17 protein-coding genes and 1 pseudogene are annotated in these 22,431 nt (G+C 72.1%); 9 read left to right on the top strand and 9 right to left on the bottom strand.

Annotation, left to right across the window (positions count from 1 at the left end; all coding sequences use genetic code 11):
• Window positions 1–146: 146 nt before the first annotated feature.
• Window positions 147–695 carry a hypothetical protein gene (locus ACIPSE_RS34605; RefSeq protein ID WP_401671290.1) on the bottom strand — a complete coding sequence of 183 codons (549 nt, stop codon included), beginning with the start codon at window positions 693–695 and terminating at the stop codon, window positions 147–149.
• A gap of 422 nt (window positions 696–1,117) precedes the next feature.
• Between ACIPSE_RS34605 and ACIPSE_RS34600 the strand changes: the two genes are divergently transcribed.
• The 5 genes and pseudogenes from ACIPSE_RS34600 to ACIPSE_RS34580 all read left to right on the top strand — a co-directional run bounded on the left by ACIPSE_RS34600 (window position 1,118) and on the right by ACIPSE_RS34580 (window position 6,266).
• On the top strand, window positions 1,118–4,015 hold the full coding sequence (locus ACIPSE_RS34600) for a nitrate- and nitrite sensing domain-containing protein (protein ID WP_401670653.1): 2,898 nt from the start codon (window positions 1,118–1,120) through the stop codon (window positions 4,013–4,015).
• Window positions 4,012–4,449 carry a roadblock/LC7 domain-containing protein gene (locus ACIPSE_RS34595; protein ID WP_401670651.1) on the top strand — a complete coding sequence of 146 codons (438 nt, stop codon included), beginning with the start codon at window positions 4,012–4,014 and terminating at the stop codon, window positions 4,447–4,449. The genes ACIPSE_RS34600 and ACIPSE_RS34595 overlap by 4 nt, the downstream gene beginning before the upstream one ends.
• Before the next feature lie 9 nt (window positions 4,450–4,458).
• Window positions 4,459–4,854: a DUF742 domain-containing protein gene (locus tag ACIPSE_RS34590; RefSeq protein ID WP_401670649.1), complete on the top strand. Its 396-nt coding sequence runs from the start codon at window positions 4,459–4,461 to the stop codon at window positions 4,852–4,854.
• A gap of 334 nt (window positions 4,855–5,188) precedes the next feature.
• Window positions 5,189–5,680 (top strand): annotated as a pseudogene (locus ACIPSE_RS34585) (hydantoinase B/oxoprolinase family protein); the annotation flags it as partial.
• Complete coding sequence (locus ACIPSE_RS34580) at window positions 5,661–6,266, top strand: GTP-binding protein (protein ID WP_401670647.1); 606 nt, start codon at window positions 5,661–5,663, stop codon at window positions 6,264–6,266. The pseudogene ACIPSE_RS34585 and the gene ACIPSE_RS34580, both read left to right, overlap by 20 nt.
• A 145-nt stretch (window positions 6,267–6,411) precedes the next feature.
• On the opposite strand, the gene glpK is transcribed toward ACIPSE_RS34580, so the two are convergent.
• The 5 genes from glpK to ACIPSE_RS34555 form a co-directional block, all read right to left on the bottom strand.
• On the bottom strand, window positions 6,412–7,923 hold the full coding sequence (glpK, locus tag ACIPSE_RS34575) for a glycerol kinase GlpK (protein ID WP_401670645.1): 1,512 nt from the start codon (window positions 7,921–7,923) through the stop codon (window positions 6,412–6,414).
• A gap of 22 nt (window positions 7,924–7,945) precedes the next feature.
• Entirely contained in the window at window positions 7,946–8,671 is a 726-nt protein-coding gene (locus ACIPSE_RS34570; protein WP_401670642.1) for an MIP/aquaporin family protein, read from the bottom strand.
• A 508-nt stretch (window positions 8,672–9,179) separates the two neighbouring features.
• Window positions 9,180–10,805 (bottom strand): EAL domain-containing protein, encoded by a 1,626-nt coding sequence (locus ACIPSE_RS34565; protein ID WP_401670640.1) that lies wholly within the window; start codon window positions 10,803–10,805, stop codon window positions 9,180–9,182.
• 190 nt (window positions 10,806–10,995) lie between these two features.
• Entirely contained in the window at window positions 10,996–12,186 is a 1,191-nt protein-coding gene (locus ACIPSE_RS34560; RefSeq protein WP_401671288.1) for a lipid-transfer protein, read from the bottom strand.
• The gene (locus tag ACIPSE_RS34555) at window positions 12,183–12,611 is read right to left on the bottom strand and encodes a Zn-ribbon domain-containing OB-fold protein (RefSeq protein WP_401671285.1); all 429 of its coding nucleotides are present in this window, start codon (window positions 12,609–12,611) and stop codon (window positions 12,183–12,185) included. Before ACIPSE_RS34555 ends, ACIPSE_RS34560 begins: the two co-directional genes overlap by 4 nt.
• A 98-nt stretch (window positions 12,612–12,709) precedes the next feature.
• Between ACIPSE_RS34555 and ACIPSE_RS34550 the strand changes: the two genes are divergently transcribed.
• Together ACIPSE_RS34550 and ACIPSE_RS34545 are read left to right on the top strand one after the other, a co-directional pair.
• The gene (locus ACIPSE_RS34550; protein WP_401670638.1) at window positions 12,710–13,519 is read left to right on the top strand and encodes a M15 family metallopeptidase; all 810 of its coding nucleotides are present in this window, start codon (window positions 12,710–12,712) and stop codon (window positions 13,517–13,519) included.
• 46 nt (window positions 13,520–13,565) lie between these two features.
• Window positions 13,566–14,102: an NUDIX domain-containing protein gene (locus ACIPSE_RS34545; protein ID WP_401670636.1), complete on the top strand. Its 537-nt coding sequence runs from the start codon at window positions 13,566–13,568 to the stop codon at window positions 14,100–14,102.
• A 52-nt stretch (window positions 14,103–14,154) separates the two neighbouring features.
• Here ACIPSE_RS34545 and ACIPSE_RS34540 read toward each other — a convergent pair whose 3' ends face one another.
• On the bottom strand, window positions 14,155–16,533 hold the full coding sequence (locus ACIPSE_RS34540; RefSeq protein WP_401670633.1) for a TIM-barrel domain-containing protein: 2,379 nt from the start codon (window positions 16,531–16,533) through the stop codon (window positions 14,155–14,157).
• A 213-nt stretch (window positions 16,534–16,746) separates the two neighbouring features.
• On the opposite strand from ACIPSE_RS34540, the gene ACIPSE_RS34535 reads away from it, so the two are divergent.
• Together ACIPSE_RS34535 and ACIPSE_RS34530 are read left to right on the top strand one after the other, a co-directional pair.
• Window positions 16,747–18,714: an acetoacetate--CoA ligase gene (locus tag ACIPSE_RS34535; RefSeq protein WP_401670630.1), complete on the top strand. Its 1,968-nt coding sequence runs from the start codon at window positions 16,747–16,749 to the stop codon at window positions 18,712–18,714.
• 125 nt (window positions 18,715–18,839) lie between these two features.
• The gene (locus tag ACIPSE_RS34530; RefSeq protein WP_401670627.1) at window positions 18,840–19,733 is read left to right on the top strand and encodes a hypothetical protein; all 894 of its coding nucleotides are present in this window, start codon (window positions 18,840–18,842) and stop codon (window positions 19,731–19,733) included.
• Window positions 19,734–19,805: 72 nt separating this feature from the next.
• On the opposite strand, the gene ptsP is transcribed toward ACIPSE_RS34530, so the two are convergent.
• The gene (gene ptsP / locus ACIPSE_RS34525; protein ID WP_401670626.1) at window positions 19,806–21,476 is read right to left on the bottom strand and encodes a phosphoenolpyruvate--protein phosphotransferase; all 1,671 of its coding nucleotides are present in this window, start codon (window positions 21,474–21,476) and stop codon (window positions 19,806–19,808) included.
• Between the two features lie 89 nt (window positions 21,477–21,565).
• Entirely contained in the window at window positions 21,566–22,015 is a 450-nt protein-coding gene (locus ACIPSE_RS34520; RefSeq protein WP_401670623.1) for a PTS glucose transporter subunit IIA, read from the bottom strand.
• Window positions 22,016–22,431 lie beyond the last annotated feature (416 nt).

The following is a 22,431-nucleotide window of genomic DNA, read 5'->3' as shown; positions in this document are numbered from 1 at the left end:
GGCCGCGCATCCGTGGCTTCGCAGGGGCACGCACCCGTGGCCGGGTACCGTCCGGGGCTTCGACGCGCCCGCGGCTTCGCGGCGCCACGCCGACGTAGCTCGTAGCGTCGTGCCCCCGCGATCCGTCGCGAGGGCACAGACGCCTGTCAGGGGTGGGAGAGCCGGCCCGTCCCGCCCTGGCGCCGTATCCGTCCCTGCGCGCGTTCCGCGGCCCGCGCCTGTCGCCGTGCCCGGCGTCGCTCGCGGCGCAGGGCACGAGCGGTGCTGCTCGGCTCCGACACCACGCCGTTGCGCTGGTTCCAGACCTGGCGGGTCACCCAGACGTCGAGCACGGCCCAGGTCGCCACCACGGTGCTCGCCACACCGCTGAGGACCATCGGGAAGGCCAGCCACGATCCGGCCAGCGTCGACAGGAACGCCACCATCGCCTGGATCAGCGTCACCGAGATGATCAGCACCGCCCGCACGGCCGAGGTGCGCACCGGGTCGGGCATCCGGCGCCGCGGCGCGGGCTCCTCGATCCACAACGCCCGGTACTGGGGCCGCTCCTGGGCCTCGACGCGCTCGGCGTGCGTGCCTCCGCCGCCCGGTCCGCGCTCCGGAATGTCGCGATCCAGTGCCTCGGGACTCCGCCGCGCCACCAGCCGCGCCGCCTCGCCCTCCGTGAGTGTCTCGCTCCGCTCCGCCGTGCCCATCACCGTGTCACTCCCCACCGCCAGCAGACCCCTTGCCCCGTGTCCGAAGACGGGGCTCCCCAGTGGCTGCCCGGCTTGCGCTGTTTTACGCCGCCCGGTTGCGGGATGCGGCTCGTGTGGCCGATTCCGCCCCCCATTTCCTGAAGAGAAGGACGCGCGACACGCTCGGAAGATTCCCCAGAAGCGAAAAATTCTGGCCAACTCGCGCACCACGCCGACCGGATCGGCCCGTCTGGTCCCTGTTCGGCGGCAGGCGGCAATCTCCCGTAATGCCCGGACAACTCACCATCTCGTGGAACCGGTGCGGAAGTTCAACCCCCGAACCGGCCTTCGAGTTCCCTGTGCTGCGGTAGTAGGCTCGCGCCCGGTTTGTTGACGCACACGTGTACCCCCGGCCGGCGGGGGACCGGCTGGGGGAGTCCATGCGCTTTCGCGGGAAGTCGATCCGCCGGAAGATCGTGGCACTGCTCCTCGTGCCGCTGATCTCCCTCACCGCGATCTGGGGCTTCGCCACGATCCTGACGGGACGAGCGGTCACCCAGCTCTTCGAGGTGTCGACCGCCACGCAGGAGATCGGCTACCCCACCGAGGACGCCGTCCGCGCCCTCCAGCAGGAACGCCGTCAGAGCCTCGTCTACCTCGCCGACCCGCGCGCCTCGGACGCGCTCTCCGCGCTCCGCGACACCCGCCGCGTCTCCGACAAGGCCATCGCCAAGGTCCGTGAGAACGCGGGCGACCCCGCCGCCCGCGACGGACTGGGCTCCGGCGGCGAGGAACTCCTCACCGCCGTCCTGGACGCCTTCGACGACGTCGACTCCCTGCGCGTCAGCGCCGAGGACGGCACGGTGAGCCGCGCCGAGGCCTTCCGGCTCTACAACCGTCTCGTGGACGCCTGTTACGCGCTGCTGTCCGCCCTCGACGGCGTCGACAACGTGGAGATGGACCGGCAGACCCACGCACTCGTCAACATCAGCCGCGCCCGGGAACTGCTCTCCCGCGAGGACGCGCTGCTCGGCTCCGCCCTGGTCGTCGGCAAGCTCACCCGTGACGAGACCCGCCAGGTCTCCGACCTGGCCGCCCAGCGGACCCAGCTGTACGACATCAGCCTGCCCCAGCTGCCCTCGGCGGAGAGCGAACGCTACGAGCAGTTCTGGAAGAACGCCTCGACCGCACCCCTGCGCTCGGCCGAGCGGTCCGTCGGCGACTCCGGACCCGCGGCCCTCGGCACCGTCAGCGCCAAGAGCTGGGACGCCGCCGCGGACGGCGTCCTCGCCGAACTCGCCACCCTCGACGACGACGCGGGCGACCGCCTTCAGGACCGGGTCCAGCCGGTCGCCATGAGCGTCATCGTCAAGGCCGCCATCGCCGGTGTGTTCGGACTGATCGCGGTGCTCCTCTCCCTCGTCGTCTCGGCGCGCATCGGCCGCGCCCTCATCCGCGATCTGCGCCAGCTGCGCATGGAGGCCCACGAGGCGTCCGGTGTCCGGCTGCCGAGCGTCATGCGGCGGCTGTCCGCGGGCGAACAGGTCGACGTCGAGACCGAGGTCCCGCGCCTGGAGTACGACCGCAACGAGATCGGCGACGTCGGTCACGCCCTCAACACCCTTCAGCGGGCCGCCGTCGAGGCCGCCGTCAAGCAGTCCGAACTGCGTTCCGGCGTCGCCGAGGTCTTCGTCAACCTCGCCCGCCGCAGCCAGGTCCTGCTGCACAAGCAGCTCACGCTCCTGGACACCATGGAGCGCCGCACCGAGGACACCGACGAACTCGCCGACCTGTTCCGCCTCGACCACCTGACCACCCGTATGCGGCGGCACGCCGAGGGCCTGGTCATCCTCTCCGGCGCCGCGCCCTCCCGGCAGTGGCGCAAGCCCGTGCAGCTCATGGACGTCGTCCGTGCCGCCGTCGCCGAGGTCGAGGACTACGAGCGCATCGAGGTGCGCCGACTGCCCCGGGTCGCCGTCACCGGCCCGGCCGTCGCCGACCTCACCCACCTCGTCGCCGAACTCCTGGAGAACGCCACGGTGTTCTCCCCGCCGCACACCGCCGTCCAGGTGCTCGGCGAGCGCGTCGCCAACGGCTTCACCCTGGAGATCCACGACCGGGGCCTCGGCATGGCAGCCGACGCCCTGCTGGACGCCAACCTCCGGCTCGCCGAGACACCCGAGTTCGAGCTCTCCGACACCGACCGGCTCGGCCTGTTCGTGGTCAGCCGGCTCGCCCAGCGGCAGAACGTCCGCGTCTCCCTCCAGCCGTCGCCCTACGGCGGCACCACGGCCGTCGTGTTCATCCCGGCCACCCTCCTGACGGACGACGTCCCGGACACCAACGGCATCGGCTTCCGGCTCGACCGTCCCCAGCCCTCCAAGGAGGCCGAGCTGGAGGAAGCGCGCCGGGCCGAACTCGCCCACGCGCCCGTGCAGTTGTCCGGCCTGTCCGGCAGCCTCCTGGACGGCCCCGTCGAACTGGAGGCGCCCGTCGACCTCGACGCCGTCGACGACTTCCCCGGCGGCCTGGACGACGACGAGGACGGCGAACGCGGCGGACTCTTCCGCCCCCGCCGCGGCCTCGCCCGCACCGACGGACCCGCCGACGGCGACGCCCGTGACCTGCCCTCCCTCGCCGTGCACGCGGCGGACGACACCGACGCGCCGTCCGCGCCGGTACCGCTGCCCCGCCGCCGCACCCCCAAGCTGGTCAGCTCGCACGGCCGCCCCGTGTCCGAACAGCCCGCCCGCCGTGACGACACCGACGAGGAGCCCCTGTCCGGACCGGGCCGCTCCCGCTCCGCCCACACCCCGCAGCTGCCCGCCCGCAGGCGGACCACCGGCGCCCAGCGCCGCGCCACCGGCCTCGCCGACCGCGCCGACGAGGTCCGCGCCGAAGCGGTGACCGGCCGTGAACGCGGCACGGCCGCCGCCGAGGGACCGCACCACGAGTCCGGCTCCTCCGCGCTGCCCAAGCGCACCCGCCGCGCCGAGATCGCCTCCAGCGGCGGCTCCGGCCCCGACGAGCCGGACAGCGCGCTCGAACCCGGCTCGCCGACCGGTCCTGGCGACGCGGAGCCGCGCCGGAGCGGTCCCGGCGCCGGCCCACTGCCCAAGCGGGTGCGCCAGGCCAACCTGGCACCGCAGCTCAAGCAGGGCCCCGACCCGCGAACCGAGAAGCCCGCGGGAGCCGACGAACGGGACGCCGACCAAGTACGCAGCCGTATGGCCTCCCTCCAGCGTGGCTGGCAGCGCGGCCGTGCGGAGAACGCCGCGGGCGACGACGCCCAGAGCGGCACAGCACCAACAGGAACGACAAAGGGGGACGGTCGATGACCGCACCGAAGGCGACCGGCCACACAGCGACCAGCAAGTCCGGCGAGCTCAACTGGCTCCTGGACGAGCTGGTGGAGCGTGTCGCAAGCATCCGCAAGGCCGTCGTGCTCTCCGGCGACGGGTTGGCGACGGGGGCGTCCCAGGACCTGACCCGGGAGGACAGCGAACACCTGGCCGCCGTCGCCTCCGGGTTCCACAGCCTCGCCAAGGGCGTGGGCCGGCACTTCGACGCGGGCAGCGTCCGGCAGACGGTCGTCGAGCTGGACGAGGCGTTCCTGTTCGTGACGGCCGCCGGTGACGGCAGCTGCCTCGCCGTCCTCGCCGACGCGGACTCCGACGTCGGCCTCGTCGCGTACGAGATGACCCTCCTGGTGAAGCGGGTCGGCGTACATCTGGCCTCCGCTCCGCGCACCGATGTGTCCCAGGGCGGGTAGTGGGATGGCATGAGCACTGACGGTCAGGGAAGAAGCCACTGGTTCGACGACGAAGCCGGACCGGTGGTCCGTCCGTACGCCATGACGCGGGGCCGCACCACCAGCCCGGCCCAGCACCGCCTCGACCTCATCGCGGTCGTCGTCGCCGAACCCCAGGCGGACGACCCGGACGGCGACCACTCGCTGTCCCCGGAGCACGTCGACATCGTCGACCTGTGCCGGGAGACCCCGCAGTCGGTCGCCGAGCTGTCCTCCGAACTCGACCTGCCCATCGGGGTGGTGAGGGTGCTCATCGGCGATCTCGTGGACGCCGAGTTCGTCCATGTGAACCGGCCCGTGCCGCCCGCCGAGCTGCCGGACGAGAACATCCTGCGCGATGTGATCAACGGCCTCAGAGCACTCTGAGACGGTGCCCCGCACGCTCCCCGCGGCGAGCGCCGGAGCTATGATCTGACTGATCGTCGACGACCATCCGCGCACGGCGGGACGCCGACCCGCGGACACGGCGCCGAACAGTGCGATCGGAGATACGGACGTGAGGACAGGCTGGCGGTTCCGGGCCGACCGGGGCGGCACCTCCACCGACATCGTCGCCCGGCGCCCCGATGGCCGTCCCCTCACGCACAAGCTCCTCTCCCGCTTCGGTCCCGACGGAAACCTGGTGGCCAACGCCCCGCACATCCCCGTCCACCGGGGACCGATGGGCACCCTCGTCGCCGACGACATCCCCCTCAACGACAACGTGGGCCACCAGTACTACGAGACCGTCGCCTCCGGTTCCGGCGCGGGCGACGGCTTCGACGGCGCGCCCGTCGTGCGGACCCACATGACCAACTTGCGCCTCACCGACCCCGAGGTCCTGGAGCGGCGACTGCCCGTCCCGCTGGAGGAGTTCACCGTCCGGCGGGGCAGCGGCGGCGCCGGACGGTGGCGCGGCGGGGACGGGGCGGTGCGCCGCATCCGGTTCCTGGAACCCATGACCGTCTCCGCCTTCTCCCAGCACCGCCGCGTCCCGCCGTACGGCATGGCCGGCGGGCGGCCCGGAGCGCTCGGCGCCAACCGGGTGGAACGCGCCGACGGGACCGTCACCGAACTCGGCGGTAGCGATGCCGCCGACGTCGGTCCCGGCGATGTACTTGTCATCGAAACCCCCGGCGGTGGAGGCTACGGACCACCGTCGCCCCACCCCCAGTCAGCAGGAGAAGAGACCAATGATCTTCGGGCGTTCTGAGCGCGGCAAGCCTCCGGTCGAGCCCGTCACGCTCAAGATCCTGGTGGCCGGCGGCTTCGGCGTGGGCAAGACCACGCTCGTCGGCGCGGTCAGCGAGATCAGGCCGCTGCGGACCGAGGAACTCCTCACCGAGGCAGGCCGTCCCGTCGACGACACGACCGGGATCGAGTCCAAGCGCACCACCACCGTGGCCATGGACTTCGGGCGCATCACCCTCCGCGAGGACCTGGTGCTGTACCTGTTCGGGACGCCCGGCCAGGAGCGGTTCTGGTTCATGTGGGACGAGCTGTCCGAGGGCTCGCTCGGCGCAGTCGTCCTCGCCGACACCCGCCGCCTGGAGGACTGCTTCGCCGCGATCGACTACTTCGAGCGGCGCTCCATACCCTTCCTCGTCGGCGTCAACTGCTTCGAGGGATCGTCCCGTTACCCCGTCGAGGACGTCCGTGCCGCCCTCGACCTCGACGACGACGTCCCCGTCATCCTGTGCGACGCCCGCGACCGGGAGTCCGTCAAGGACGTCCTCATCGGCGTGGTCCGGCACGCGATGGAGTACGGCGCCAAGCGCCGCCAGACCGTCACCATGTGACCCCGGGCGGGCCACCATGTGACCCCGGTCGGGCCACCATGCGACCCCGGGCGCAGGACGGCCCGTACCCCCGCCGACAGGGGTACGGGCCGCGTATGGAAAGCCCACGCGCGCGTGTCGCTCTCGCGGGCGCACGCGCGGGGCACTAGTTCCCCTCGTCCTCCTGCCAGCCGAAGCTCTTCTCCACGGCCTTGCGCCAGTTGTGGTACTCGCGGTCGCGCACCGACGCCTCCATGGACGGCGTCCACTCGACGTCCTTGCGCCAGTGCGACTTCAGCTCGTCCAGGTCCTGCCACACGCCCGTGGCGAGCCCGGCCGCGTAGGCCGCTCCCAGACAGGTCGTCTCGGACACCATGGGCCGCACCACCGGCACGTCCAGCACGTCCGCCTGATGCTGCATCAGCAGACCGTTCCTGGTCATGCCGCCGTCCACCTTGAGGGTGGTGATCCGCACGCCGGAGTCCTGGAACATGGCGTCCACGACCTCCCGCGTCTGCCAGCTCGTCGCCTCCAGCACCGCCCGCGCGAGGTGCGCCTTCGTGACGTACCGCGTGAGGCCGGTGACGACCCCGCGCGCGTCGGAGCGCCAGTAGGGCGCGAACAGGCCGGAGAACGCGGGCACGATGTACGCGCCGCCGTTGTCGTCGACGCTCGCCGCGAGGGCCTCGATCTCGTCCGCGCTGCGGATGATGCCGAGCTGGTCGCGCAACCACTGCACGAGCGCGCCCGTGATCGCGATCGACCCCTCCAGGCAGTAGACCGGCGCCTCGCCGCCGATCTTGTACCCCATCGTCGTCAGCAGCCCGTTCTTCGACGGGACAGGCCGGTTGCCGGTGTTGAGCAGCAGGAAGGAACCGGTGCCGTAGGTGTTCTTCGCGGTGCCCACGTCGTAGCAGGCCTGGCCGAACACGGCGGCCTGCTGGTCGCCCAGCGCGGACGCCACCGGCACGCCCGCGAGCTGGCCCACGGCGGTGCCGTACACCTCGGCGGAGGACCTGATCTCCGGGAGGACCGCCTCGGGGATGTTCATCGCGGCCAGGATCGACTCGTCCCACTGGAGCGTCTCCAGGTCCATCAGCATGGTGCGGCCGGCGTTGGTGACGTCGGTGACGTGCCGTCCGCCGTCCGTGCCGCCGGTGAGGTTCCAGATGAGCCAGGAGTCGATGGTGCCGAAGGCGATGTCGCCGTTCTCGGCCCGCGCGCGGAGCCCGGGCACGTTGTCGAGGAGCCAGGCCGCCTTGGGGCCGGAGAAGTAGGTGGCCAGCGGCAGCCCGGTCCGCTCACGGAACCGGTCCTGCCCGTCCGAGCCCCCCAGCCGGCGGGTCAGCGCCGCCGTGCGCGTGTCCTGCCAGACGATCGCGTTGTGCACGGGCTTGCCGGTGGCGCGGTCCCACAGGACCGTCGTCTCCCGCTGGTTGGTGATGCCGAGCGCGCTGAGCTGGTCGGCGCGCAGCCCCGCCTTCGCGATCGCCCCGGCCACCACCGCCTGCACCTTGGACCAGATCTCCGTGGCGTCGTGCTCCACCCAGCCGGGCTTGGGGAAGATCTGCCGGTGCTCGCGCTGGTCCACGGCGACGATGGCGCCGTCCTGGTTGAAGATGATGCAACGGCTCGAGGTCGTGCCCTGGTCGATCGCGGCGACGAACTTGTCCGTCATGACGTCCCCTTCGTCGGATGCTTCAGAACGCTGCGTTGAAGATGACCCCGGACAGTGCCCCGCCGATCAGCGGTCCCACCACCGGGATCCACGCGTAACTCCAGTCCGAGGTGCCCTTGTTGGGGATCGGGAGCAAGGCGTGAACGATGCGCGGGCCCAGGTCGCGGGCCGGGTTGATGGCGTAACCGGTCGGCCCGCCGAGCGACAGACCGATCCCGACCACCAGGAACGAGACGATCAGGATCGCCGTGCCCGACTCGCCGAGCCCTTCCGTCAGCCCGAACGCGAGGATCGGCAGGACCAGCCCGACGGTCGCGATGATCTCCGTGATGAGGTTGGCCACGGGGTTGCGGATCGCCGGGGTCGTGGAGAAGATCCCCAGCGTCGGCTGCGCGATCTCGTCCTCGGCGTTCGCCTGGAACTGCGCGAGGTAGACGAGCCAGCACAGCACCGCGCCCAGCATGGCGCCGACCATCTGCCCCGCGATGTACACGGGCACCTGGTCCCAGTCACCGGTGTCGATCGCGATGCCGATCGTCACCGCCGGGTTGAGATGCCCCCCGGACAGCGGCGCGGCCGTGTAGGCCCCGGCGAGCACGCCGAAGCCCCAGCCGAACGCGATGACGACCCAGCCGGCGTCCTTCGCTTTGGAGTGGTTCAGTACGACGGCGGCGACCACACCGGCGCCGAAGAGGATCAGGATCGCGGTGCCGATGACCTCACCGACGAAGACGTCTGCGTTGCTCATGGCGGCTCCTTGGCCCGGACCGGGACGATCGGCCCCGGCCCTGCGTGCAGGGTGCGTTTCCCATGGCGACTTCAGCCGAAGGCAGGGAGAACCCGCGCCCCGCCCGGCGTCCGTGACGAGCGTGCCGTCGCAGTCGTATCGCCCCTGGTGGCGCGGCCCTTGGAGCAGCCGGGCACGCGTGGCGCAGTGCGTGGATACGCCGAGAATGTACGGCGATGTCGACTGACACCGGAAGTGTTCACCGGTGTCCAGGGAGCGTCAAGGACGCGGACGCGAACGGTTGAGGAGCCACGCTCCGGGAGGCCGGCGGTCCCCGCTTCCGGAGGGCCGCCGTCACCGCACGGGAGCGCTCGGCGTGACGGCATAGAGCGGCCGTCGCGGTGGGGGAGCGGTCGCCGTCACCACGGGGGAGCCGCTGCCCTCACTCCGCGGGAGCAGCCGCCGTCGGCGCGCCGGAGCCGACCCGTCACTGTGCCGGAGCCGCCGTCAGCGCGCCGGAGGCGACCCGTCAGCGTGCCGGAGCCGCCGCGGTCCCCGCGCCCCGCAGGATCTCGTGCCCCGGGAGACCGGCACGCCCCAGCACCCAACTCGCGCCGCTGAGCGCCTTCGCGGCCTTCTTCAGCGGCGCGAGGAAGGCCGCCGCCTCTCGGTGGCCGGAGACGCTGCCCGGCGCGCACAGCACCGTCGCCAGGGACAGCGACACCGGGAGCCCGCCCGCCGACCAGGGCGGGTCCAGCACCGACGCCGCCACCGGATCGAGGCTCTCCGGATCGGCCAGGACGAGGAAGTCGTCGCCGCCGATGTGGCCCACCCGTGTGCCGTCGGACGCGGCGCGTTGCAGCACCCGCCCGACGGAGCGGATGAGCTCGTCGCCCGCCGCGAACCCGGCCCCGTCGTTGACCCGCTTGAAGTGGTCCACGTCCAGCCAGCTCAGCGCGAACGTCCGCCCGTCCGCGATCCGCCGGTCCACCTCGCCGGTGATCGCGTCCGAACCGGGCAGCCGGGTCAGCGGATTGAGCCCGGCGGCCTCCTCGACCTGGGTGTCGGCCAGGGTCCGCACGAGGTCCGCGAGGCGCACCACGCCCACGCACCGGCCGTACCGGTCGACGACGGCCACATCGTCCGAGGTACGGTCCCGGCCGCCGACCGCGACCACGTCCAGCACCTCCCAGGCGGTCGCGTCGACGCCGACCGCGCGCGGCGCGTCACCCAGCTTGGCGGCGGGCCGGTCGGCGTACAGGGCGTGGCCGTAGCGGCCCGACATCGACAGCAGGAACCGCGAACGGTGCACCGAGCGCACCGGCACCCCGTGCGCGTCCACCAGCAGCACGCCGTTGACCTCGGGCGACCCCGTCAGCAGTGCCCGTACCCGGCCCGCGGACGCGGTGGCGGGCAGCAGCGCGGCGGGCCGCACGAACTCCCGCACCATCGGCCCCGAGCGGGCCGGTGCGGCCATGGCGGGGGAGCGGGGCGGAACGTACACGTCCGCCGCGGGGAGCCGGGCGGGCGGCGCGAACAGCTCGCCCTGCGCCAGCTGCGCCCCGGCCGCCAGCGCCGCCGCGCACTGCGACTCCGTCTCCACGCCCTCCACCGCCAGCAGCGCCCCCAGTCCCTCGCACAGGGTGCGCATCGCCCGCACCGCGGCCGGCCGGGCCAGCAGCGAGGCATCGAGTTTCACCAGGTCGGGCGTAAGGTCGGTGAGCAGCCGCAGCGGGAGGTCGCCGTCCCCGACGCCGTCCGCGCAGATCCGGAAACCCACGTTCCGCAGGGAGCCCACGGCCTCCAGGAGCGCCTGGTGCGGCACGTGTGTGAAGGGCGGCCCGACGTCGATCGTGACCTCCCACGGCAGCCTGCCCGCCTCGCGGACCGCCGTGTGCAGCCGGCCGAGCCCGCCGAGATCGGCGAGGGTTCCGGCGAAGACGTTGATGTGCAGCGGCAGCAGCGTCTCCTTGCGGGCCGCCGCCCGCAGCGCCGACACGGCCAGCTCGCCGTCGAGTTCGGGATCGCGACGAGCCTCGGCGAGGATGTCGCCGGCCTCCGGGCGGGCGAGTATCTCCAGCCCCGCGACTCCGCCCGTCGTCAGATTGACCACCGGCTGGAAGGCGAAGCGGAGAGTATCCGTCCAGGAGCGCACGGGAGCATGATGGCGTCACCCGGGCACGCTCAAGCCCAGTTCATGAGACGTTCACACAGGATTCCGGGGCGATCACGCAGCGTGCAGAACGCGCTTGCCCGGACCCGACCTGGCCAGCGCCGGTCCCGCGTCGACGAGCCCTGGCCTCGTGTCGACCGGCCCCACCCCCGCGCGGACGGCTTCCCTCCGCTCACCGCACCGCCACCACCGCCGACCCGTGCCCGAAGAGCCCCTGGTTCGCCGACAGGCCCACGCGCGCGCCGCTCACCTGCCGGTCGCCCGCGGTGCCCCTCAACTGCCAGGTCAGCTCACAGACTTGGGCGATGGCCTGGGCGGGCACGGCCTCCCCGAAGGACGCCAGACCTCCGCTCGCGTTCACCGGTATGCGTCCGCCGAGCGTCGTGTCGCCCTCCCTGAGCAGCTTCGCGCCCTCGCCCCGGCCGCACAGGCCCAGGTCCTCGTACCACTGCAACTCCAGTGCGGTGGACAGGTCGTAGACCTCCGCGAGCGAGAGATCCTCGGGCCCGATGCCCGCCTCCTCGTAGGCGGCCCGCGCGATCGACTCCCGGAACGTCTCGGCGGCGGGCTCCACGGCCACCGCCGAGTCCGTCGCGATGTCCGGCAGGTCCAGCACGGTGTTGGGGTAGCGCGGGGTGACCGTCGACACTGCGCGGATGCGCACCGGCTCGGCCGCCCCGTGCCGGCGCGCGAACTCCATGCTGGACAGCACCAGCGCCGCTCCTCCGTCCGAGGTCGCGCAGATGTCCAGCAGCCGCAGCGGATCGGCGACGACCGCGGAGGAGGCGACCTCCTCGGCCGTGACCTGCTTGCGGTAGCGGGCGTACGGATTCGCCGCCCCCATCGCGGAGTTCTTCACCTTGACCCGCGCGAAGTCCTCCGGGGTGTCCCCGTGCTCCGCCATCCGACGGCGCGCGTACAGCCCGAAGTAGGTCGGGTTCGTCGCCCCGAGGACCCGGAACCGCAGCCAGTCGGGATCGTCGGGCCGGTCCCCGCCCGCGGGCCGGAAGAACCCCTTGGGCGCGGCGTCCGCCCCCACCACCAGCACCACGTCCGCCAGCCCCGAAAGGATCTGCGCCCGCGCGGTGTTGACCGCCTGCGCCCCCGACGCGCACGCCGCGTACACGCTGGCGACACGTGCCCCCTGCCAGCCCAGGGCCTTGGCGAACGTCGCCCCGGCGACATAGCCCGGGTAGCCGCCCCGGACCGTGTCCGCCCCGACGACCGAGTCGATCCGCCGCCACTCCAGCCCCGCGTCGGCCAGCGCCGCGCGCGCGGCGGCCACCCCGTACTCGACGAAACCGCGCCCCCACTTGCCCCACGGGTGCATGCCCGCACCCAGCACCGCCACCTCACCGGTCATGCCGTCACCCCCGTCACCGGCCGCCACCGCCACGTCGTCCACACCGTCTCCCCGTCCCCGTCGAGCACGCCGGAGACGACCTCCACCTCCATGCCCACCGCGAGATCGGCGGCGGTGAACCCCGGAACCGCCTGCCCCAGCACCACGATCCGCTCGGCTTGCAGCTCCACCGCGATCAACGCGTACGGCTCCCACGGAAGTTCCGGGTTCGTCACATAGGGTGACGGAGGTCGATACCGTCCGTCCGTGTAGGACCACACGCGCCCCCGGCGGGACAACGGCGTCTCCACCAGCTCACCGCCTGCGCACCCGGGATTGCGGCAGTGCGTGTCCTCCCGCGGGAAGAAGACCGAGGCGCAGGCCGAACAGCGGGTGCCCAGAAGGTGGAAGCGGTCCCCCTCGCCGGCGAACCAGCCCTCCACCACGGGCGTGCGCGCACCTGACACGGTTCCTCCCCGGCCTATGATCTGACGGAACGTCAGAAGTGTGTCACGGGAGGCGGGAGATGGGCAGAGGCAGAGACATGACACGACTCCCCACCGCGCTGCGCGGACTGGTCACCGTGCTCACGGCCGTCCTCGCGACGACCGCCACCACCACGACCGCCCGGGCGACACCGGACGCCGAGGCGCCACCGGACTTCGTGGCCCTGAGCAGCGTGGACCCCACGATCCTCCAGGAGATCCGCTACTTCACCCCGCACAACTTCGTCGGCACACGCGTCGACGGTTACCAACAGCCCCTCTGCATCCTCACCCGCCCCGCCGCCGAAGCCCTCCACCAGGCCCAGCGCAGACTTCTTCGGCAGGGCTACACCCTCAAGGTCTACGACTGCTACCGCCCCCAGCGCGCCGTCGACCACTTCGTCCGCTGGGCCGAGGACCTCGACGACCAGACCATGAAGGGCGAGTTCTACCCGGACGTCGACAAGACCCGCCTCTTCGAGGACGGTTACATCGCCGAGAAATCCGGCCACAGTCGAGGCTCCACCATGGACCTCACCCTCGTACGGCTCCCCGCCCTGCCCACCCGCCCCTACCGCCCCGGCGAACCCCTCGTGCCCTGCTACGCGCCCCAGGACGCGCGCTTCCCCGACAACTCCGTGGACATGGGCACCGGATACGACTGCTTCGACACCCTCTCCCACACCCTCGACCAGCGCGTCCAGGGCAGGCAGCGCGCCAACCGGCTCCTCCTGAAGTCGACCCTCGAAGACCTCGGCTTCGTCAACCTCGCCGAGGAATGGTGGCACTACACCTTCAAACCCGAGCTCCACCCGGACACCTACTTCGACTTCCCCGTGTCCTGGAAGTCCCTCTCAGGGAAACACTGAGCCGCCCCCGGACGACGCCCCTCCGTTGATCGGATACAGTCCGCGCGTGTCCGAAACTCAGCTCCCCACCCCCAACTCCGCGCGCGACTCCCACTGTTCGAGCTGCGGAGCGCCCTTCGGAGAGGGCGTTTCCGGTTGGCCCCGCACCTGTCCCGCGTGCGCGACCGTGGCCTACCGCAACCCGCTGCCCGTCGCGGTGGCGCTCCAGCCGGTGTACGACACCCAGGGCACCGCCCTCGTGGTCATCACCCGCACCATCGAACCCGCGCGCGGGGGCATCGCCCTGCCCGGCGGCTTCATCGACCACGCGGAGGACTGGCGCCAGGCCGTCGTGCGCGAACTCAAGGAGGAGACGGGCATCGACGCCGCCGCCCGCGACGTAGACCTCGTCGACGCGATGAGCTCGCCCCAGGGCCACCTCCTGCTCTTCGGCTCCCTGCCGGAACGCCCCGCCGAGGGCCTGCCCGCTTCGGCGGCGACCGACGAGACCGACGGCTGGCACCTCCTGCGCCGCCCGGAGGAACTCGCCTTCCCCCTCCACACCCGCGCCGTACGCGCCTGGTTCGAGGGCCGCTACACCTGACCGGGGTCCCGCCCCCGGACGGCCAGGCACCGCCCGGCCCCCGGCCCGACCCCTACGACAGGCCCTGACCGGCCCCGAGCCCACGCACCCGCACCGGGTGAGGCGGCACGCTCACGCCGTCCTCACCCTCCCGCTCCACGACCACCCGCCGGCCGTGCCAGCGGGAGACATACCGCTCGATCTCCGGCTCGTCCCAGCCGTCACCCCCGTCCTGGACGACCAGACCACCCCCGGTCCGCCCCCGGGCCGGGGCCCACACCTCCAGCTCCAGACCGCCGTCCTCGCCCCGCACCGGCAGGACCGCACCCGCGCGCGCGAGCACCGGAATCCGCGACAGCGGCGCGTCCAGCAGCACCTGCCCCGGCCCCTGGTACGCCCGCCCCGTCGCCGTGTCGTACCAGCGCCCCCGCGGCAACTGCACCGCGCGCCGGTCCGCCCCCGGATCGAGCACCGGCGCCACCAGCAGACAGTCACCCAGCAGGAACGCGTCCTCGCACTCCCGCAACGCCCTCTCCTCCGGCCCGCCCCACCACAACGGCCGCACGTACGGCGCCCCGGTACGCCGCGCGAGATGCGCCAGCGTCACGAAGTACGGCAGCAGCCGGCGCCGCTCCAGCAGTGCCACGCGCGCGTGCTCCAGCACGTCCGGCCCGAACTCCCACGGCTCCCGACGCCCCGCGCGCTGACTCGCGTGCGTGCGGAAGAGCGGCAGATACGCGCCGAGCTGGAACCAGCGCAGATACAGCTCCGGCGAGGGACTCCCGTCGCAACCGCCCACGTCAGGGCCCGAGTACGGCACCCCGCACAGCCCCAGCCCCATCACCAGCGACAGCGACGCCCGCAGCCCCGGCCAGCCCGTGGCCACGTCACCGGACCACGTCCCCCCGTAGCGCTGCATCCCGGCCCAGCCGGAGCGCGAGAACACGAACGGCCGCTCCTGCGGAGCGAGTTCCCGCAACCCCTCGTACGCCGCCCTGGCCATGCACAGCGCGTACACGTTGTGCGCCTCACGATGGTCACCGCCCCGGCCCTCCAGGGCGTGCCGCGCGGAGCGGGGCAACGTGTTGGAGCCGAAGGCCGCGAACGAGGTCGGCTCGTTCATGTCGTGCCAGAACCCGGCGAAGCCCTGCCCCAGCCGCTCCTCGTAGAGCCGGCCCCACCACTCACGCACGCGCGCGTGCGTGAAATCGGGGAACACCGACTCCCCGGACCACACCACACCCCGCACCGGCCGCCCCGACGCGTCACCCACGAACGCGTCCTCGGCCCTTCCGCTGTCGTACACGGCGTTCCCGGGCTCGGCCCTGACCGCCGGATCGACGATCGACACCAGCCGTGTCCCGTCCCGCCGCAGCTCCCCGGAGAGCTGCGCGAGCTTGGGGAAGCGCTCCTGGTCGACGGTGAACACCTGGTGGTCGTCGTAGTGGCCGATGCCCAGGTGCACGGCGTCCAGCGGCAGCCCTCGCTCCTGGTAGCCCGCGACGATCCGCCGCACCTCCGCCTCGCCCCCGAACCCCCGGCGCGCGTGATGATGCCCCAGCGCCCACGTCGGCGGCAGCGCCGGCGCACCCGTGAGCGACGCCCACGCCAGCAGCACGCGCGCGGGCGTCCCCACGACCACCCAGCAGCGCAACGGACCGCCGCTCATCCGCAGTTCGCTGGCCCCCGCCCGGTCGTGCCCGGAACCGGCCCCCTCCTCGCCCTCCCGCAACGTCACCGTGCCGTCCCACGAGGTGTCGTGGAACACCAGGTGCGTGGCCGCGTCGGCCACCACGAACTGCACCGGCATCGTGATGTACAGCGGATCGTCGCCGACCCCGAAGGAACCGCCGGGATCGGTGTTCCACAGCCGGTACGTCCCGTCCCGCAGCCGGGGCCCGGACGCCCGGCCGCCCAGCCCGAAGAACCGCGCGTCCGCGGACACCTCGGAACGCTGCATCCACCGCGCCCCGCCGCCCTCGGCCGGTTCCCACCAGCGCGGCGCGAGATCCCGCCGCAGGGTCACCCCACCGGGCGTGCTCACCTCGATCGCCCCGTGCCGCGAGACCACGACCGTCGCCCGTTCGGCCACCACCCGCCAGCCGCCGTCCTTGTCCGGCTCCAGCACCGCACGGGGATCGGGCTCGGGACAGCGCCCCGCCAGCGCGTACGACGGCTCGGGCTCGGCCCCGTCCCAGCCCCAGAAGACGGCCCCGTTCACGGCCACCATGATCCGCAGCTCGGAACGGCTGAACCGCACCACCCCGCCACCCGGCCCCGGCTCCACCGACTGCACCGGGCCCGGCACCCGGGCCCGCTCGGCGCCGCGCACCGGCAGCGCCGCGGCATCGGCACGCCGCGTCCGCCACGCGGCCCGCACGGAACGCAACCCCTGGGCCGCCCCCGCCGAACCGACCGTCCTCATGGAACGCACCAGGTCACGACCGTTCATGCTGTTCACCCTGCCACTGACCGTCCCGCACGCGTGTGTCGTTCAACTTCCGTTCACCCGTGCCCGGACCACATCTTCACGACGCCGACTATGTGTGGCGCGCCCTGGTGCAGAAGTCGATCACATGGCATCGTCCCTGTCAGCCGCGTCACGCGCACACCCCAGCCCGTGCGCGGAGGACGCACACGACGCGCAGAGTCCGGGAGCCGCCCAATGTCGACCGAGAACGCCCAGCCCCTGTGGCAGCCAGACGCGGACCGCATCGCCCAGGCACAGGTCACCAGGTTCCAGGCCTGGGCCGCCGAACACCACGGCGCCCCGTCCGCCGGCGGGTACCCGGCCCTGCACCGCTGGTCGGTCGACGAACTGGACACCTTCTGGACCGCCGTCACCCAATGGTTCGACGTCCGCTTCACGGCTCCCTACGCGCGCGTGCTCGGCGAACGAACCATGCCCGGCGCCCAGTGGTTCCCCGGCGCGACCCTCAACTACGCCGAGCACGCCCTGCGTGCCAGTGCCACCCGCGCGGACGAACCGGCCCTCCTCCATGTCGATGAGACGCACGAGCCGACCCCCGTCACCTGGTCCGAGCTGCGCCGCCAGGTCGGCTCCCTGGCCGCCGGACTCCGCACCCTCGGCGTACGCCCCGGCGACCGCGTCAGCGGCTACCTGCCCAACATCCCGCAGGCCGTCGTCGCCCTCCTCGCCACGGCGGCCGTGGGCGGCGTCTGGACGTCCTGCGCCCCCGACTTCGGCGCCCGCAGCGTCCTCGACCGCTTCCAGCAGGTCGAACCCGTCGTCCTGTTCACCGTCGACGGCTACCGCTACGGCGGCAAGGAGCACGACCGCCGCGACACCGTCGAGGAACTCCGCCGCGAACTGCCCACCCTCCGCGCGGTCGTCCACATCCCGCTCCTCGGCACCGACGCCCCCCAGGGAGCCCTGGAATGGGCCGCCCTCACCGGCGCGGACACCGAACCCGAATTCGAACAGGTCCCCTTCGACCACCCGCTCTGGGTCCTGTACTCCTCCGGCACGACCGGACTGCCCAAAGCCATCGTCCAGTCCCAGGGCGGCATCCTCGTCGAACACCTCAAACAACTCGGCCTGCACTGCGACCTCGGCCCCGACGACCGCTTCTTCTGGTACACGTCGACCGGCTGGATGATGTGGAACTTCCTCGTCTCCGGCCTCCTCACCGGCACCACGATCGTCCTGTACGACGGCAGCCCGGGCTACCCGGACACCGCCGCCCAGTGGCGCATCGCCGAACGCACCGGAGCCACCCTCTACGGCACCTCCGCCGCCTACGTCATGGCCTGCCGCAAGGCCGGCGTCCACCCCGCCCGCGACTTCGACCTCTCCCGGGTCAAGTGCGTCGCCACCACCGGCTCCCCGCTGCCTCCCGACGGCTTCCGCTGGCTGCACGACGAGGTCCGCGACGACCTCTGGATCGCCTCCGTCAGCGGCGGCACCGACGTGTGCTCCTGCTTCGCCGGAGCCGTCCCCACCCTCCCGGTCCACATCGGCGAACTCCAGGCCCCCGGCCTCGGCACCGACCTCCAGTCCTGGGACCCCGACGGGCAGCCCCTCGTCGACGAGGTCGGCGAGCTCGTCGTCACCAACCCCATGCCCTCCATGCCGATCCGCTTCTGGAACGACCCCGACGGCAGCCGGTACCACGACAGCTACTTCGACACCTACCCCGGCGTCTGGCGCCACGGCGACTGGATCACCGTCACCTCACGCGGCTCCGTCGTCATCCACGGCCGCTCCGACTCCACCCTCAACCGCCAGGGCGTCCGCATGGGCTCGGCGGACATCTATGAGGCCGTGGAACGGCTGCCCGAGATCAGGGAATCCCTCGTCATCGGCATCGAACAGCCCGACGGCGGCTACTGGATGCCCCTCTTCGTCCACCTGGCACCCGGCGCCGTGCTCGACGACGCCCTGCTCGGCCGCATCAAACAGACCATCCGCGAACAGCTGTCACCGCGCCACGTCCCGGACGAGGTCATCGAGGTACCCGGCGTCCCGCACACCCTCACCGGCAAACGCATCGAGGTCCCCGTCAAACGCCTCCTCCAGGGCACTCCCCTCGACAAGGCCGTGAACCCCGGATCCATCGACAACCTCGACCTCCTCCACTTCTACGAGGAACTCGCCCGAAAGCGCGGCTGACCAGCACGGACATCGGCACGGCCCGCTGCCCGAGGCCGTGCCGAATCGTCACTCCCCGAGACCGTTGTCAGTACCCCCGATTACGGTGAGTGAGCATTGATCGACCGTGCACTCAGGGGGAAAACATGGCGCACACCGACCACCGGACCATGCGACGCGTCCTGCGCCGCGAAATCGCCGGCACCATCGGCCTGCTCACCGACGAGCACGACTTCCGGGCCATGCGCCGCTACCGCAGCTTCACCTTCGACGACCACACCCTCTACCTCCGACAGGTCGAGGAACTGCTCAGGACACGCGCGGCCGAAGGCACCCACACCACCGTCGCCCTCTTCGACCCCCAGGAGTACGCCGCCTTCTGCACCGACAGCGGCCTCGACCCCGACATCCCCTCCAGCCGCACCCGCTTCACCGCCGAGGTCGCCACCACCGGCGCCACCGTCCCCTACGACGGCCAGCCCCTGAGCGACCTCGTCCCCGTCCTCATCGACGAGGCGATCCGTCAGGCCACCTGGGAGTACGCCTCCACACTCCTCGCCCGCCTCGGCGGCTGCGCCTCCTGCGGCGAGGACATCGGCCGGGCCGCGTTCGTCCGCGCCTCCGGCCTCCTCGTCCGCATCCTCGACAGCGCCCCGCCGGGCCACCGCCACCTCGTGTGCAGCGTCTCGACGGCACCGGAAACCCTGGTCTCCGTCCTCCACGCCGACAGCGGCGCCTCGGGCACCACGGACCTGGACGAGGCCGAGGCCCTCGAATTCACCACGCTCCTCGCCGTCGGCCTCGCCACCCGCAGCCCCGGCGGCCTCGTCATGCGCACCACCGCCCCCGGCACCACGGACCGTGTCTACGGCTGGCGACTGCGCGGCGGAGCACTCGAACCCCTCACCGCCGGCGAAGTCTTCGACGCCTACTGCACCGACGCCGAGTCCGGCGACCTCATCTCCCCGGAATCCGACGTCGACTACTGCGTACCGCCGGACATCGGCCCCGACGGCCCGACACCGGCACACCAGCACTGAACGCCGGAGGGGCGCCCCACCCCCAGGTGGAACGCCCCTCCACAACACGACGGCCGAGACCGGCCCGCCCGGTTACTCGCCGGACAGCACCGCCTGCGCCGCGGCCCGCGCCTCGTCGGCGCTGTCCGAGGCACGCGCGGCAGCCGCGGCACGCTCGCACTGCGCCAGCGTGTACTTCGCCAGCGTCGCCCGCACATACGGAATCGACGCCGCACCCATGGAAAGGGAGGTGACCCCCAGACCGGTCAGCACACACGCCAGCAGCGGGTCGGACGCAGCCTCACCGCACACGCCACAGCTCTTGCCCTCGGCCTTGGCCGCCTCGGCGGACAGCGCGACCAGGTCGAGCAGCGCGGGCTGCCACGGATCCTGGAGCCGGGACACCGCACCCACCTGCCGGTCCGCGGCGAAGGTGTACTGCGCGAGGTCGTTCGTCCCCAGCGAGAGGAACTCGACCTCCTGGAGGATCGAACGCGCACGCAGCGCGGCCGACGGGATCTCGACCATCGCACCGAACTTGGCCCGCAGCCCCGCCTCACGGCACGCGTCGGCGAACGCCTTGGCATCCGCACGATCGGCGACCATCGGCGCCATGACCTCGAGGTAGACCGGCAGCCCCTCGGCGGCCTTCGCCAGCGCGGTGAGCTGGGTGCGCAGCACATCGGGGTGGTCGAGCAGCGACCGCAGACCACGCACACCCAACGCCGGGTTCGGCTCGTCCGCAGGAGTCAGGAACTCCAGCGGTTTGTCGGCGCCCGCGTCCAGCACCCGCACGACGACACGACCCTCGGGGAAGGCTTCGAGAACCTGCCGATAGGCCTCGACCTGCTTCTCCTCCGACGGAGCGTTCTTGCTGTCGTCGAGGAAGAGGAACTCGGTACGGAACAGACCCACACCCTCGGCACCGGCCTCGACGGCGGCCGGCACATCCGCGGGACCGCCGACGTTGGCCAGCAGCGGCACCTTGTGACCGTCGGCCGTGGCACCCGGACCGGTCGACGCGGCGAGCGCGGCCTTGCGGGCGGCGGCAGCGGCCTCCAGCTCGGCCTTCTTCTCCTCGCTGGGGCTCACGAAGATGTCGCCGGTGCTGCCGTCCACGGCGATCACCGTGCCCTCGGCGAGCTCCCCGGCACCCGGCAGCGCGACGACCGCCGGCACGCCAAGTGCCCGCGCCAGAATCGCGCTGTGGCTGGTCGGCCCGCCCTCCTCGGTCACGAAACCGAGCACGAGCGTCGGGTCCAGCAGAGCGGTGTCCGCCGGAGCCAGGTCCCGGGCCACCAGCACGTACGGCTCGTCGCTGTCCGGAACACCCGGCATGGGAACCCCGAGCAGACGGGCGACGATACGATTCCGCACGTCGTCGAGGTCGGCGACCCGGCCGGCGAGGTACTCACCGGCACCCGCCAGCAGCTCGCGGTACGCGGCGAACGCGTCGTACACCGCCCGCTCGGCCGTGCTGCCGACGGCGATCCGCCGGTCCACGTCGGCGATCAGCTCGGGGTCCTGAGCCATGAGGGCCTGAGCCTCGAGCACGGCCTGGGCCTCGCCCCCGGCCAGGTTGCCGCGCGCCATCAGGTCGGCCGCCACGGCGTCCACGGCCTGACGGGCACGCCCCTGCTCGCGCTCCGCCTCGTCCGCCGGGATCTGCTTGGCCGGCGGTTCGAGCACCGCCGTCCCCATGTGCCGGACCTCGCCGATCGCCACACCGTGGCTGACACCGACGCCTCGCAGCGTTGCTTCCATCTCACCCGTCTCCGATAGTGCGGCGGGTCCCGCCGCCGCGGTGGTTGCCACTATTGCCGTGCTGATGCCGTCCGGGGACGGCATCGACGTCACTGCCAGGAGAAGAGGCTGTCGCCGGCCTTCACCGCACCGTCGTCGCGCAGATCGGAGAGCGCCTCGGCGGTGGCCTCCAGGGCGACGACCGGGCAGATCGGGGACTTCCCGGCGGCCTCGACGGCTGCGGGGTTCCAGCGCACGACACTCTGACCGCGGGTCACGGTGTCGCCCTTGTTCACGAGCAGCTCGAAGCCCTCGCCGTTGAGCTGCACGGTGTCGATGCCGAGGTGGGTGAGAACACCGTGCCCCTGCTCGTCCACGACCACGAAGGCGTGCGGGTGCAGAGAGACGATGACTCCGTCCACCGGCGCGACGGCCTCGGAGGGCTCACGCTCGGGGTCGATCGCCGTACCCGGGCCGACCATGGCCCCGGAGAAGACCGGATCAGGAACGGACGCCAGGCCGATGGCGCGTCCGTTAAGAGGGGACGTCACGGTGGTCATGGGAAACCTCCCAGGGGTGGAGATCTATACGGGCCGTCACTGCCTGTACCGGACGGCGCACTGTTCAGCAGGGTATGTCATATGAAGTACGGGTTCCGTGCGGGAACCCGCCGCTGAGCAGAGCCGACCCGGGGCAGTGGTCTAGACCATATCCCAAATCGATTTGCACGCGCTCCCGGGGCGCATGTACACTCGTACTCCTGCCTGGGGCTGAGCGACGCGATCAAGCGTCCTTGTCTGGCAGCAACCAACTTGTCAGATCCTATCCCGGGGTCCTCTTCTGCATGTCTGCGGATGAGTGGTCAGGGAGTCGGAAAAACACTGATAGAGTCGGAAACGCAAGACCGAAGGGAAAAGCCCGGAGGAAAGCCTGAGAGAGTCTCTCGGGTGAGTACAAAGGAAGCGTCCGTTCCTTG

The sequence above is a fragment of the Streptomyces sp. NPDC090106 genome, assembly GCF_044747265.1.
In the GTDB taxonomy this organism is placed as follows: domain Bacteria; phylum Actinomycetota; class Actinomycetes; order Streptomycetales; family Streptomycetaceae; genus Streptomyces.
The sequence above is the reverse complement of the archived record's forward strand: the minus strand, read 5'-3'. Positions and strand labels throughout refer to the sequence as shown.